The sequence below is a fragment of the Cupriavidus sp. 22TCCZM04-2 genome (assembly GCF_057798895.1).
The window spans coordinates 158,088-171,768 of the sequence record NZ_JBYOJS010000014.1; the positions used below are offsets into that span (position 1 = coordinate 158,088).

A 13,681-nucleotide genomic window follows, 5' to 3' on the forward strand; every position below is an offset into this window, starting at 1 on the left:
CCGGGGGGCTATTGGCTCCATAGTTTTCGGTGTTACCCCTTCGGGGCGGGTGCTGCATTACAATGCAGCTATCCGTTGGCAAGGCAATTGCAAAGGAGTTCGGCCTTGAATAACAACCTGTTTCAAAAGGCGGCAATCTGGCTCGTGATCGCGCTGGTGTTGTTTACCGTCTTCAAGCAGTTCGACAAGCCCCGTGCACAGGACGGCGTCACCTATTCGCAGTTCATGGATGACGCCAAGAACGGCAAGGTGTCGCGTGTCGACGTGCAGGGCCGCAACCTCGTGGTGTCGCCGAAAGAGGGCGCCAAGTACACCATCATCTCGCCGGGCGACATCTGGATGGTCGGCGACCTGATGAAGTACGGCGTTCAGGTGACCGGCAAGGCGGACGATGAACCCAATGTGCTGGTCCAGGCGCTGTACTACCTCGGACCGACCCTGCTGATCATCGTGTTCTGGTTCTACATGATGCGGCAGATGCAGGGCGGCGGGAAAGGCGGAGCCTTCTCGTTTGGCAAGTCGCGCGCACGCCTGATTGATGAAAACCAGAATGCCGTCACGTTCCAGGACGTCGCCGGCTGCGACGAGTCCAAGGAAGAAGTCGTCGAACTGGTCGACTTCCTGAAGGACCCGCAAAAGTTCCAGAAGCTGGGCGGCCGCATTCCGCGCGGCGTGCTGCTGGTCGGCCCTCCGGGTACCGGCAAGACGCTGCTGGCGCGCGCCATCGCCGGCGAAGCCAAGGTGCCGTTCTTCAGCATTTCGGGTTCCGACTTCGTTGAAATGTTCGTTGGAGTGGGCGCTGCCCGCGTGCGCGACATGTTCGAGAACGCCAAGAAGCAGGCGCCGTGCATCGTGTTCATCGATGAAATCGACGCGGTCGGCCGCCATCGTGGCGCCGGCATGGGCGGCGGTAACGACGAGCGCGAACAGACCCTCAACCAGATGCTGGTCGAGATGGACGGCTTCGAGGCCAATTCGGGTGTGATCGTGATTGCCGCGACCAACCGCTCCGACGTGCTCGACAAGGCGCTGCTGCGTCCGGGCCGCTTCGACCGCCAGGTCTATGTGGGGCTGCCGGACATCCGCGGCCGCGAGCAGATCCTGAAGGTCCATATGCGCAAGGTACCCATCGGCAACGATGTGGATGCTTCGATCATCGCGCGCGGTACGCCGGGCTTCTCGGGCGCAGACCTGGCCAACCTGGTCAACGAGGCCGCGCTGTTCGCCGCCCGCCGCAGCAAGCGCGTGGTCGACATGCAGGACTTCGAGGACGCCAAGGACAAGATCTACATGGGTCCGGAGCGCAAGTCGACGGTCATGCGCGAAGAAGAGCGCAAGGCCACGGCTTACCACGAGTCCGGCCATGCGGTGGTGGCAAAGCTGCTGCCGAAGGCCGATCCGGTCCACAAGGTCACGATCATGCCGCGTGGCTGGGCGCTGGGCGTGACCTGGCAGCTGCCGGAGCATGACAAGTACTCGAAGTACAAGGACAACATGCTCGAAGAGATTGCGATTCTCTTCGGTGGCCGTGCGGCGGAAGAGGTCTTCCTCAATGCCATGAGCACTGGCGCGTCCAACGACTTCGAGCGCGCGACCAAGATCGCGCGCGACATGGTGACCCGCTTCGGCATGAGCGACGAACTCGGTGCCATGGTCTACGTCGATACCGAGCAGGATGGCATGTTCGGCAAGCTGTCGTCGAAGACCGTGTCGGAAGCCACGCAGCAGAAGGTTGACTACGAGATCCGCCGCATCATCGACGATCAGTACGCGCTGGCCAAGCGCCTGCTCGAAGAGAACCGCGACAAGGTCGAGGCCATGACTGCCGCGCTGATGGAGTGGGAAACGATCGACGCCGATCAGGTCAACGACATCATGGCTGGCAAGCCGCCGCGTCCGCCGCGCGGTGTGTCAGGTCCGAACGGCGGCGGCAATGCCCCGTCCGGTGGTTCGCCGGTGGCGCCTTCGAACGCGCCCGCCGCGGCCTGACGGCTCGGATCGCTGTTCACAGGACTTTGATCGCCTGGTAGTTCCGACAAGCCGGTGCCTCTGCACCGGCTTTCTTGTTTCTGCGCGGCACGCGCGTAGAACCACCCTTTTCCCATTGCGCCTTCCTACCTTGCAGCAGACCTCGCCATCCCCGTATTTCCAGTGCGGCCGTTATCGCTTTGCACTGGATCGTCGCCCGCTCGTCATGGGCATTCTCAATGTCACGCCCGACTCCTTCTCGGATGGCGGCAAGCACGCCACGCGGGACGCAGCGCTGCGGCATGCCGAACAACTGATTGGGCAAGGCGCGGACATCCTCGATATCGGGGGCGAGTCGAGCCGCCCGGGTTCGGCTGCCTTGCCGCTGGACCAGGAACTGGCCCGCGTGATTCCGATCGTCGAGGCATTGCGCGACTGCGGCAGGCCGCTGTCGATCGACACTTACAAGCCGGAGGTGATGCGCGCATCTCTGGCGGCCGGTGCCGATCTGATCAACGATATCTGGGGCTTCCGCATGCCCGGTGCCATCGAGGCGGTTGCCAAAGGGCAGGCCGGCCTGTGCGTGATGCATATGCAGCGGGATCCGCAGACCATGCAGGAGGATCCGCACTACGCCGACGTGGTGGCCGAGGTGGGTGACTTCCTCGGAGAACGCGTGGCTGAATTGCGCAAGGCCGGCGTCGACCCCGCGCGCATCACGCTGGACCCGGGATTTGGCTTTGGCAAGACTCCGGATCATAATCTGCGCCTGCTCGGGCAGTTGCCCGCACTGGAAAGGTTTGGGCTGCCGCTGCTGGTGGGCTTGTCGCGCAAGTCGACACTCGGCGCGATCCTGGGCGGCCGGCCGCCGATGCAGCGTGTGGCGGCGAGCATTGCCGCGGCGGTCTGTGCGGCAGAGCGGGGCGCTTTTATCGTGCGCGTGCATGATGTACAGGATACGGTGGATGCCCTCCAGACCTGGTGGGCCGTACGGAATGAGGCTGTGACGACTGTCGACCAGCCATCGCAGGTATCGCAGCAATAGTTGCCAGACAGAGCAAGAAAGAAAGGACGAATCGAATGACGCGCAAGTATTTCGGGACAGATGGCGTACGGGGCAAGGTCGGCGAGCTGCCGATCACCCCGGATTTCGTGATGCGGCTGGGACACGCCGCTGGCAAGGTGCTCGCCCATGGCGCCCGCACTGCGCAGGGGCGGCCGACCGTGCTGATCGGCAAGGACACGCGGATCTCCGGTTACATGCTGGAGGCAGCGCTGGAGGCCGGCTTTACCTCGGCCGGCGTGCATGTGTTGCTGACCGGGCCGCTCCCGACCCCCGGCATCGCCTACCTGACGCGCGCGCTGCGGCTGTCGGCGGGCGTGGTCATTTCGGCAAGCCACAATCCGTATTACGACAATGGCATCAAGTTCTTCTCGGCCGACGGAGACAAGCTTCCCGACGAGGTCGAGGCGCAGATCGAGTCCGCCATGGATGATCCGATGGTCTGCGCGCCATCCGACGACCTCGGGCGTGCACGGCGCATCAACGATGCCCCGGGACGCTACATCGAATTCTGCAAGAGCACCTTCCCGAACAGCCAGGACCTGCACGGCCTCAAGCTGGTCGTGGACTGCGCGCACGGTGCCGCCTACCACATCGCTCCGCATGTCTTCCACGAGCTTGGCGCGGATGTCGTGGCGATCGGCAACCAGCCTGACGGCCGCAATATCAATGACGGATACGGGGCCACCGCACCGGGAAAGCTGGTGGAGGCAGTGCGTGAACACGGTGCCGACCTGGGGCTGGCATTCGATGGGGATGCGGACCGGCTGCAGGTTGTGGACAGCGAAGGCCGCCTCTACAACGGCGACGAATTGCTGTACCTGATCGTACGCGACCGCATGGCGGAAGGTCAGGCCGTGGAAGGCGCCGTCGGTACGCTGATGACCAATATGGCGGTGGAACTTGCGCTCAAGCGTATTGGCGTGGACTTTGTGCGGGCGAAGGTCGGTGACCGCTATGTGCTCGAAGAGTTGAACAAGCGCAACTGGATCCTTGGCGGCGAGGGCTCGGGCCACTTGCTGTGCCTGGACCGGCACAGCACCGGCGACGGCATCGTCTCCGCGCTGCAGGTGCTGGCAGCGCTGCGCCGCAGCGGCAAGACACTGGCGGGCCTGCTCGAGGGTGTCACCCTGTTTCCGCAGAAGCTTATCAACGTCCGTGTCGAGAAGGGGTTTGACTGGCAGTCACATGCCGGCCTGAAGGCGGCGCAAGCGTTGGTGGAGCCAGAACTGGCAGGCCGCGGCCGCGTGCTGATCCGTGCGTCGGGCACCGAACCCGTGGTCCGCGTGATGGTCGAGGCCGAGAAGGCCGAAACCGCTGAGCGCGCCGCGCAGACACTGGCAGAGGCCTTGCGTGCCTGAACCACGCTAACCCCCGCCGATAGCGATGCGCCGGACATGTTCCGGCGCTTTTTTTTGCCCGATAACGCAATTAACAGATGACATCTCCTGACATGGCCTGGGCAGGGCGGCTGTGAGAGACCCGCATCACCATTGGCTTTCAAGAAGATTTGAAGATGTCATGGAATTGTCATATACGCGGCTTAGAGTTCGTCTTGTCAAAAATTTGTCATTCCCAACCAATGTTCTCTGGAGGACATATGAAGCTGGTCAAGACTGCCGTGGCAGGCATCGTTTCGATGGTCGTAGCGGGTACTGCGTTCGCGGCGGAAATTACCGGTGCAGGCGCTTCCTTCCCGGCGCCCGTGTATTCCAAGTGGGCCGATGCATACCAAAAAGCAACGGGTAACAAGGTCAACTATCAATCCATCGGTTCGTCGGGCGGCATCAAGCAGATTGGCGCCAAGACGGTCGATTTCGGCGCCTCCGACGCGCCGCTGAAGGACGAGGACCTGAGCAAGCAGGGCCTGGTCCAGTTTCCGACGGTGATCGGCGGCGTGGTGCCGGTGATCAACCTGCAAGGCGTGAAGCCGGGCGAACTCACCATCACCGGCGAAGTGCTGGCCAACATCTACCTGGGCAAGATCAAGAAGTGGGACGATCCGGCCATCAAGGCGCTGAACCCGCACGCCAAGCTGCCGAGCCAGGACATCCTGCCGGTGCGTCGCGCTGACGGCTCGGGCACGACCTTCATCTTCACCAACTACCTGTCGAAGGTGAGCCCTGACTGGCAGAAGTCGGTGGGCGAGGGCACCACGGTCAACTGGCCGGGCGGCGGTACCGGCGGCAAGGGCAACGAAGGCGTGGCCGCGTTCGTGCAGCGTCTGAACGGCGCAATTGGCTATGTCGAATACGCCTACGCCAAGCAGAACAAGATGACCTACCTGAACATGAAGAACGCGTCGGGTGCCGTGGTCCAGCCGGGTGACGATGCCTTCAAGGCCGCCGCCGCCGGCGCGGACTGGAGCAAGAGCTACTACCAGATCCTGACCAACCAGCCGGGCAAGACGGCATGGCCGATCGCCGGTGCCACCTTCATCCTGGTCCACAAGAACCAGGAAAAGTCGGCGCAGGGTGCTGAAGTGCTGAAGTTCTTCGACTGGGCCTACAAGAGCGGCGGCAACATGGCTGCCGACCTGGATTACGTGCCGCTGCCCGAGGCGGTCGTGAACCAGATTCGCACCACCTGGAAGACCAGCGTCAAGGACGCTTCGGGCAAGGCACTGTACTAAGCCGCAGTCCGACTGCATGGCAGCCGGCCGCAGCGTGTGCCGCGGCCGGTTGAGTGGCCCGGCGGCTTGCCGCCGGCGCCTGCCAAATCATCGACAGTATTTTCTGCACCATGGCGACTTCGTCCGATCTCTCAGCCGTACGGCCGCCCAGCCGCATTGGCGACATCCTGTTCGGCGGCCTGACGCGCGGGGCCGCCATCGTGACGCTGCTCTTGCTGGGTGGCATCATCGTGTCGCTGGCGATCAGCGCCTGGCCTTCGATCCAGACATTCGGCGCTCGCTTCCTCTGGACTGCGGAGTGGGATCCCCCCGCGGACGTCTATGGCGCGCTCGTGCCGATCTACGGCACGCTCGTCACTTCGCTGATCGCACTGATCATTGCCGTGCCGGTCAGCTTCGGCATCGCGCTGTTCCTCACCGAGCTTTCGCCGGCCTGGCTGCGCCGCCCGCTGGGCACCGCGATCGAACTGCTGGCCGCCGTGCCGTCGATCGTCTACGGCATGTGGGGCCTGCTGGTGTTCGCGCCGCTCTTCGGCGAGTACTTCCAGAAGCCGCTCGCCGCCACGGTCGGCCAGCTTCCGGTGATCGGCAAGCTGTTCCAGGGCGCCCCGCTGGGCATCGGTCTGCTGTGCGCGGGCGTCATCCTCGCGATCATGATCATTCCGTACATCGCCTCGGTGATGCGCGACGTGTTTGAAGTCACCCCGGTGCTGCTCAAGGAATCCGCCTACGGCGTGGGCTGCACCACCTGGGAAGTGATGTGGAACGTGGTCCTGCCCTATACCCGCGCCGGCGTGATCGGCGGCGTCATGCTCGGCCTTGGCCGGGCGCTGGGCGAAACCATGGCTGTCACCTTCGTGATCGGCAATACCAACCTGCTCGACAACGCATCGCTGTTTTCGCCGGGCAACAGCATCACGTCCGCACTGGCCAACGAATTCGCGGAAGCCGGCGCAGGCCTGCACACGGCGGCGCTGATGGAACTGGGGCTGATCCTGTTCTTCATCACGTTCGTGGTGCTGGCGCTGTCCAAGCTGCTGCTGCTGCGACTGGCAAAGAATGAGGGTGGAAAATGAACCAGGCCAGCCACACCGTGTCTTCCGCATCGATCCCGGCCGTGCGGCCCGACGCCGATGCCGTGCGCACGCGCCTGCAAGCGCGCCGTCGCCGCATGAACCTGATCGCATTGACGGCCTCGCTGGGTGCAATGATCTTCGGTCTGTTCTGGCTGGCGTGGATCCTGTTCACCACTGTCACGCTGGGCGTCGGCGGCCTGTCCCTGGACCTGTTCACGCAGATGACGCCGGCGCCGAATACCGCCGGTGGCGGCCTGGCGAACGCCATCTACGGCAGCTTCGTGATGGTGGCGCTGGCCACGCTGCTCGGCACGCCGCTGGGCATCCTGGCAGGCATCTACCTGGCCGAGTATGGCAAGTCGTCGCCGCTGGCCAGCCTGATCCGCTTTATCAACGACATCCTGCTGTCGGCGCCGTCGATCGTGATCGGCCTGTTCGTCTACGCGCTGGTGGTGACCCGCATGGGCCATTTCTCGGGCTGGGCAGGCGTGTGCGCGCTGGCGCTGCTGCAGATTCCGATCGTGGTGCGCACGACCGAGAACATGCTGAACCTGGTGCCGAATGCACTACGTGAAGCGGCCTTCGCGCTGGGTACGCCGAAGTGGAAGATGGTGCTGTCGATCACGGTCAAGTCCTCGTATGCCGGCATCGTGACCGGCGTGCTGCTGGCCGTGGCGCGTATCGCCGGTGAAACCGCGCCGCTGCTGTTCACCGCGCTGTCCAACCAGTTCTGGACCAGCGATCTGAACAAGCCGATGGCGAACCTGCCCGTCACCATTTTCCGCTTTGCCATGAGCCCGTTCACGGAGTGGCAGCAACTGGCCTGGGCAGGCGTGTTCCTGATTACGGTCGGCGTGCTCGCGCTCAATATCCTGGCGCGCATCCTGTTCAAGAAATAATGACCGGCGCGCGATTCCAGAGCCGGAATCGGACCGGAACCTGAATTCAAGCGAGAACCAGCATGACTTCGACTGTCATCGATATTCCCGACGCCGTGCGCTCCAAGATCGACGTGCGCAACCTGAATTTCTTCTATGGCCAGTTCCATGCCCTGAAGAACATCAACATGTCGATTCCTGACCGCAAGGTGACGGCCTTTATCGGCCCGTCGGGCTGCGGCAAGTCCACGCTGCTGCGCACCTTCAACAAGATGTACGGCCTCTACCCGGAGCAGCGTGCCGAGGGCGAGATCAACATGGACGGCGAGAACCTGCTGACCAGCCGCCAGGACATCGCGCTGCTGCGCGCCAAGGTCGGCATGGTGTTCCAGAAGCCGACGCCGTTCCCGATGTCGATCTACGACAATATCGCCTTTGGCGTGCGCCTGTTCGAGAAGCTGTCGCGTTCCGAAATGGATGACCGCGTGGAGTGGGCACTGTCCAAGGCCGCGCTGTGGAACGAGGCCAAGGACAAGCTGCACCAGTCCGGCTACGGCCTGTCGGGCGGCCAGCAACAGCGCCTGTGCATCGCGCGCGGCATTGCCATTCGCCCCGAAGTCTTGCTGCTCGACGAGCCGTGCTCGGCGCTGGACCCGATTTCCACGGGCCGCATCGAGGAACTGATCGCCGAGCTGAAAGACGAATATACGGTGGTGATCGTGACCCACAATATGCAGCAGGCCGCGCGTTGCTCGGACTACACCGCCTACATGTACCTGGGCGAACTGATCGAATTCGGCGAGACCGAGAAGATCTTCATCAAGCCGCACCGCAAGGAAACGGAAGACTACATTACCGGACGGTTCGGCTGATGCCGGCCGACGTGCCACGCCAACTCCCCGGAAACCCATAGCGGTCTGGAGATACCCATGCCTGAAAAGCACCTGTCAACGCAGTTCGACGCCGACCTCAATGCCATCAACACCAAGCTGCTGCAGATGGGTGGCCTGGTCGAGTCGCAGATTCAGCTCGCCATGCGCGCGCTGGCCGACTTCGATGCCTCGCTGGCCGACCAGGTCATCGCGCGCGAGCAGCAGCTCAATGCGCTGGAAGTCGAGATCGACGCCGACTGCGGCAACATCATCGCGCGTCGCCAGCCGACCGCGCGCGACCTGCGCCTGGTGATGGCGATTTCCAAGACCATCACGAACCTCGAGCGCGCGGGGGACGAGGCCGAGAAGATCGCCAAGCGCACCAAGCACATCATGGAAGACGCGGCGGCGCATAATATCAATTACGCCGAAGTGAAGCTGTCGGGCGAGATGGCCATCTCGCTGCTGCGCCAGGCCCTGGACGCCTTTGCTCGCCTGGACACCGTGGCGGCCGCGAGCATCGTCAAGGACGACAAGGCCATCGACGAGGAATTCCGCGGCTTTGTGCGCAAGCTGATTACCTACATGATGGAAGACGCGCGTACGATCTCGGTCGCCCTGGACTTCCTGTTCGTGGCCAAGGCGGTCGAGCGCATCGGCGACCACGCCAAGAACATTGCCGAGTTCATCATCTATATCGTCAAGGGGACCGATGTCCGCCACGTATCGCGTGAGGACATGGAGCGCGAAGCCCTGAGCTGAGCCGCACCTCCGGAGAAACAGACACATGCCAAGCAGTATTCTCGTTGTCGAAGACGAACCGGCGATCGCCGAGCTGATCGCCGTCAACCTGCAGCACGCGGGGCACTATCCGATCCGTGCCTATAACGCCGAGCAGGCGCTGTCGCTGATGAGCGACGTGCTGCCCGACCTGGTGTTGCTGGACTGGATGCTGCCGGGCAAGTCAGGCGCAACCTTCGCCAAGGAACTGCGTGCCAATGAACGCACCAAGCAGATTCCCATCATCATGCTCACCGCACGCAGCGAGGAACAGGACAAGGTGATGGGCCTTGAGGCCGGTGCGGACGACTACGTCACCAAGCCGTTCTCGCCCAAGGAACTCCTTGCGCGCATCAAGGCCGTGCTGCGCCGTCGTGCGCCGCAGCTTACCGATGATGTGGTGGCGATCAACGGCCTGCGGCTGGATCCGGCCACGCACCGTGTGACCGGAGAAGACAACGCTGGCCAGATCAAGCTCGATCTCGGTCCTACCGAGTTTCGACTGCTGCACTTCCTGATGACCCATCCGGAACGCGTGCATAGCCGCTCGCAACTGCTCGACCACGTCTGGGGCGACCATGTCTTCGTCGAAGAGCGTACCGTCGACGTGCATATCAAGCGCCTGCGCGCGGCGCTGACGCCCGGCGGCTATAGCAATATGATCGAAACGGTGCGGGGAAGCGGCTATCGGCTGGCCCGTACGCCGGGCAACTGAATGCGGGCACGGCCAGGGCTGCATGGCCCGTCGTCACGAATTCGTGGCAAACTCTGCCGCAAAACGGCGGCTCTGCTGCCATCTGCCCGGACTCCGGGCCTCTGAGTTTCTTTTGCGCGCATGAATGTCATCTGGGCCCGCTCCGCGGCCATCCTGATCAGCCTGGTGGTGGTTGCCGTCGGAACCTATTTCGTGGCGGGCGCGGTACCTGCGCTGGCCGTGATGAGTGCTTCACTGGTATGCCTGGTGGCATTCCATCTCTACCAGATCAACCGGCTGTGGAAGGTCCTGGACGCGCCGGCGTATGGCGAGATTCCGAGCGCGCCCGGTCTCTGGGGCGAGGTCTACTATCGCCTGCACAGGCTGGTCAAGCGCTGGCGCCTGCAGGTCCTGCAGGTCGAGCAGCAGCACACGCGCTTCATCCAGGCCATCCAGGCCTCGCCAAACGGCGTGCTGATGCTCGATGATGCCGACCAGATCGAGTGGTGCAATGACGTGGCCGAGCAGCATTTCGGCCTGAACGCGCGGCGCGATGTGCGCCAGCGCATCACGCACCTGATCCGCCGTCCCGAGTTCGTCCACTACCTGACGCGCCAGCGCTTCGACGAGCCGCTGTCGATGCGCGACATGGGCGAGCACAAGCAGGGCGTGATCTCGGTGCAGGTGCTGCCCTATGGCGACAACCGCAAGCTGGTCATCACGCAGGACATCACCAAGCTGGAGAACACCGAGGCCATGCGGCGCGACTTCGTGGCCAACGTATCGCACGAGCTGAAGACGCCGCTGACCGTGTTGACCGGCTTTCTCGAGACCGTGCGGGACTTGCCGGTGTCCGAGGAGGACCGGCGGCGCTATGTCGACATGATGCTGGTGCAGTCCATGCGCATGCAAAGCATCGTGGAGGACCTGCTGGCCCTGGCCAAGCTTGAAAGCGACGGGAATGCGCCCGGGCAGGATCTGGTGCCGGTCCGGGAACTGGCGAGCCATCTGGTGCACGACGCGGAAGCGTTGTCGCAGGAGCGCCACGAGATCGTTTCCGATATCGACCCTACGGTCGGGCTGCGCGGCACCGAGATGGAACTGATGTCGGCGCTGGGCAACCTGGTTTCGAATGCCGTGCGCTACACGCCGGCCGGCGGGCGCATCACGATCCGGCTCGGCTGGGATGACGGACATGCCGTGTTCTCGGTGGCCGATACCGGTCTCGGCATCGCACCCGAGCATATTCCCCGCCTGACCGAGCGCTTCTATCGTGTCGATCGCAGCCGTTCGCGCGATACCGGCGGCACCGGCCTTGGCCTGGCCATCGTCAAGCATGTGGTCTCGCGCCACCATGCCGAACTGCGCGTGAGCAGCGAAGTGGGACGGGGCAGTGTGTTCCGCGTCATCTTCCCGCTGGAGCGCAGCGTGCGCCTGGAAGCAGCCGATCCTTCGCGTCGCGCCGCCTGAAGTCGCACCGGCATATCGCTGGAGGAATCTGATGTAAGAAGAAGGGCCCGCTCTGAAGCGGGCCCTTCTTCGTTGTGCCTGTGCAAGCGCTCAGGCGCTGCCGAACATGGCCAGCAGATCGTTCTGGCTCACGTGCGGGTGCTTGGAGCGCGTCTGCTTGCGCACGTAGTTGCCATCCGGCTGCATGATCCACGCCGAGGCATTGTCGCGAAGGTGCACCTGCAGGCTTTCCTTGATGACGCGTGCTTTCAGCGCCTTGTCCAGCACGGGGAACGCTACCTCGACACGGCGGAACAAGTTGCGGTCCATCCAGTCGGCGCTCGAAAGGTAGAGTACGTCTTCGCCGCCCGCCAGGAAGTAATACACGCGGTGGTGCTCCAGGAAACGCCCGACGATCGAGCGCACCGAGATGTTCTCGGACATGCCCGGCACGCCCGGCATCAGCGCGCAGACGCCGCGTACGATAAGGTCGATCTTCACGCCCGCGCGCGACGCCTTGTACAGCTCGTCGATGATGGACGGCTCCAGCAGCGCGTTCATCTTCGCGATGATGCGGGCCGGCTTGCCGGCACGCGCATTGCGGGCCTCGGCGCGGATATGCTCGACCAGGTTGCTATGCATGCTGAAGGGCGACTGCCACAGATGGTTCAGCCGGATCGTGCCGGCGGTCCCCGTCAGCAGCTGGAAGACGTGGTGAACGTCCTCGCAGATGGCCTCGTTGGCGGTCAGCAGGCCGAAATCCGTGTACAGGCGTGCAGTGCGCGGATGGTAGTTGCCCGTGCCGAGGTGGGCGTAGCGGCGCAGCTTGACCTGCTTGGCCTTGGCGCCGGCGGCTTCGCGCCGCACGATCAGCAGCATCTTGGCATGGCACTTGTGTCCGACCACGCCGTAGATGACATGGGCGCCGGCCGATTCCAGGCGCTCGGCCCAGTTGATGTTGGTTTCCTCGTCGAAGCGCGCCAGGAGTTCCACGACGACGGTGACTTCCTTGCCGTTGCGCGCGGCGGTCATCAGCGCTTCCATGACCAGCGATTCATTGCCGGTGCGGTAGACCGTTTGCTTGATCGCCACCACGTGCGGGTCGGTTGCGGCCTGCTGCAGCAGGTCGAGCACGGAGTTGAAGCTCTCGAACGGATGGTGCAGCAGCACATCCTGCTGGCGGATGACATCGAAAATCGGTGCGCCGGTCGTGAATGGCTTGACCGGTGCCGGCACGTGTGGCGGAAACTTCAGCGCCGGACGATCCACCATGTCCGGAATCTGCATCAACCGCACCAGGTTCACGGGCCCCGAGACGCGATACAGGTCCTGCTGGCCGAGGCCCGATTCCAGCAACAGCCGACGCGAAAGCGCCGGCGGGGTGTCCGACGACACTTCCAGCCGCACGGTGTCGCCGAAGTGGCGCGCCGGCAGTTCGCCCTGCAGCGCTTCGCGCAGGTCGGTGATCTCGTCTTCGGAAACAAAGAGGTCGGAATTGCGCGTCACGCGGAACTGGTAGCAGCCCAGGACGTCGATCGACGGAAACAGTTCATGCACGAATGCCTGCATGAACGAGGACAGCATCACGAAGCCGAACGGGTAGCCCGACAGCTTTTCAGGCATCTTCACCACGCGTGGCAGCGCGCGGGGCGCCTGCACGATGGCCAGGTCCGCATCGCGGCCGAAGGCGTCCTTGCCTGACAGCTCGACCACGAAGTTCAGGCTCTTGTTCAGGACACGGGGGAACGGGTGTGCCGGGTCCAGGGCGATTGGCGTAAGGACCGGGCCGAGTTCGCGCACAAAGAAATCCCTGGCCCACTCGCGCTGCGTATCGGTCCAGGTCGTCGTCAGGTGAAAAAAGATGCCTTCCTTCTCGAGAAGGGGAAAAATGACGTTCTGCAGCATGTCATACTGCGAAGCCACCAACTGCTGGGTGCGCGCCGTGACAAGCTGATAGGTCTGCTGGAAGGAGAGGCCGTCGGGCGTGAGGCCGGAAGCGTTGTCGCGCATCTGTTCTTTCAACCCTGCCATGCGGATTTCAAAGAACTCGTCCAGATTGCTGGACACGATGCAGATGAATTTCAGCCGTTCCAGCAGCGGAACCTTGGGGTCGGCAGCCTGTGCCAGGACGCGCGCGTTGAATTCCAGAATGCCTAGCTCGCGGTTGAGCAGCGTGCTGGACGGTGTCGTCGACATGGGCATGACCTTCTTTTGGTAATGTGGCGACTTTTCCATAAATTCATGTCACTTTTATGACACTTTGATTTTG

General features: G+C 63.3%; 11 protein-coding genes. 10 read left to right on the plus strand and 1 reads right to left on the minus strand.

All coding sequences use genetic code 11. The features are described 5' to 3' along the window. Positions 1 to 105: 105 nt before the first annotated feature. From ftsH to phoR, 10 genes are all read left to right on the plus strand, one after another. Positions 106 to 1,989: an ATP-dependent zinc metalloprotease FtsH gene (ftsH, locus tag AC3FKG_RS20590; protein ID WP_483708567.1), complete on the plus strand. Its 1,884-nt coding sequence runs from the start codon at positions 106 to 108 to the stop codon at positions 1,987 to 1,989. A gap of 205 nt (positions 1,990 to 2,194) precedes the next feature. Beyond that, positions 2,195 to 3,013 (plus strand): dihydropteroate synthase, encoded by an 819-nt coding sequence (folP, locus tag AC3FKG_RS20595; RefSeq protein WP_488744013.1) that lies wholly within the window; start codon positions 2,195 to 2,197, stop codon positions 3,011 to 3,013. Between the two features lie 35 nt (positions 3,014 to 3,048). Next, on the plus strand, positions 3,049 to 4,392 hold the full coding sequence (gene glmM, locus AC3FKG_RS20600; RefSeq protein WP_483708565.1) for a phosphoglucosamine mutase: 1,344 nt from the start codon (positions 3,049 to 3,051) through the stop codon (positions 4,390 to 4,392). Between the two features lie 239 nt (positions 4,393 to 4,631). Further along, positions 4,632 to 5,663, plus strand: a complete 1,032-nt coding sequence (pstS, locus tag AC3FKG_RS20605) for a phosphate ABC transporter substrate-binding protein PstS (protein ID WP_483708564.1) — start codon at positions 4,632 to 4,634, stop codon at positions 5,661 to 5,663. 110 nt (positions 5,664 to 5,773) lie between these two features. Continuing rightward, positions 5,774 to 6,739, plus strand: coding sequence for a phosphate ABC transporter permease PstC (gene pstC / locus AC3FKG_RS20610; RefSeq protein ID WP_483708563.1), 966 nt, complete (start codon positions 5,774 to 5,776; stop codon positions 6,737 to 6,739). Continuing rightward, a complete protein-coding gene (gene pstA / locus AC3FKG_RS20615) occupies positions 6,736 to 7,638 on the plus strand; it encodes a phosphate ABC transporter permease PstA (RefSeq protein ID WP_483708562.1) in 903 nt (300 codons plus the stop codon). The genes pstC and pstA overlap by 4 nt, the downstream gene beginning before the upstream one ends. 62 nt (positions 7,639 to 7,700) lie before the next feature. Next, positions 7,701 to 8,489, plus strand: coding sequence for a phosphate ABC transporter ATP-binding protein PstB (gene pstB / locus AC3FKG_RS20620; protein WP_483708561.1), 789 nt, complete (start codon positions 7,701 to 7,703; stop codon positions 8,487 to 8,489). A gap of 57 nt (positions 8,490 to 8,546) precedes the next feature. Beyond that, the gene (phoU, locus tag AC3FKG_RS20625) at positions 8,547 to 9,251 is read left to right on the plus strand and encodes a phosphate signaling complex protein PhoU (RefSeq protein WP_483708560.1); all 705 of its coding nucleotides are present in this window, start codon (positions 8,547 to 8,549) and stop codon (positions 9,249 to 9,251) included. A 25-nt stretch (positions 9,252 to 9,276) separates the two neighbouring features. Continuing rightward, positions 9,277 to 9,984 carry a phosphate regulon transcriptional regulator PhoB gene (phoB, locus tag AC3FKG_RS20630; protein WP_483708559.1) on the plus strand — a complete coding sequence of 236 codons (708 nt, stop codon included), beginning with the start codon at positions 9,277 to 9,279 and terminating at the stop codon, positions 9,982 to 9,984. Positions 9,985 to 10,104: 120 nt separating this feature from the next. Then, positions 10,105 to 11,433 (plus strand): phosphate regulon sensor histidine kinase PhoR, encoded by a 1,329-nt coding sequence (gene phoR / locus AC3FKG_RS20635; RefSeq protein WP_488744001.1) that lies wholly within the window; start codon positions 10,105 to 10,107, stop codon positions 11,431 to 11,433. 90 nt (positions 11,434 to 11,523) lie between these two features. On the opposite strand, the gene ppk1 is transcribed toward phoR, so the two are convergent. After that, entirely contained in the window at positions 11,524 to 13,647 is a 2,124-nt protein-coding gene (ppk1, locus tag AC3FKG_RS20640) for a polyphosphate kinase 1 (RefSeq protein WP_488744002.1), read from the minus strand. Positions 13,648 to 13,681: the final 34 nt, after the last annotated feature.

Bases quoted from the DNA above. Each gene is read 5' to 3' on its own strand.
- phoB (WP_483708559.1), top strand. From the start codon at position 9,277: ATGCCAAGCAGTATTCTCGTTGTCGAAGACGAACCGGCGATCGCCGAG.
- ppk1 (WP_488744002.1), bottom strand. From the start codon at position 13,647: ATGGAAAAGTCGCCACATTACCAAAAGAAGGTCATGCCCATGTCGACG.
- pstB (WP_483708561.1), top strand. From the start codon at position 7,701: ATGACTTCGACTGTCATCGATATTCCCGACGCCGTGCGCTCCAAGATC.
- glmM (WP_483708565.1), top strand. From the start codon at position 3,049: ATGACGCGCAAGTATTTCGGGACAGATGGCGTACGGGGCAAGGTCGGC.
- phoU (WP_483708560.1), top strand. From the start codon at position 8,547: ATGCCTGAAAAGCACCTGTCAACGCAGTTCGACGCCGACCTCAATGCC.
- pstA (WP_483708562.1), top strand. From the start codon at position 6,736: ATGAACCAGGCCAGCCACACCGTGTCTTCCGCATCGATCCCGGCCGTG.
- folP (WP_488744013.1), top strand. From the start codon at position 2,195: ATGGGCATTCTCAATGTCACGCCCGACTCCTTCTCGGATGGCGGCAAG.
- pstS (WP_483708564.1), top strand. From the start codon at position 4,632: ATGAAGCTGGTCAAGACTGCCGTGGCAGGCATCGTTTCGATGGTCGTA.
- phoR (WP_488744001.1), top strand. From the start codon at position 10,105: ATGAATGTCATCTGGGCCCGCTCCGCGGCCATCCTGATCAGCCTGGTG.
- pstC (WP_483708563.1), top strand. From the start codon at position 5,774: ATGGCGACTTCGTCCGATCTCTCAGCCGTACGGCCGCCCAGCCGCATT.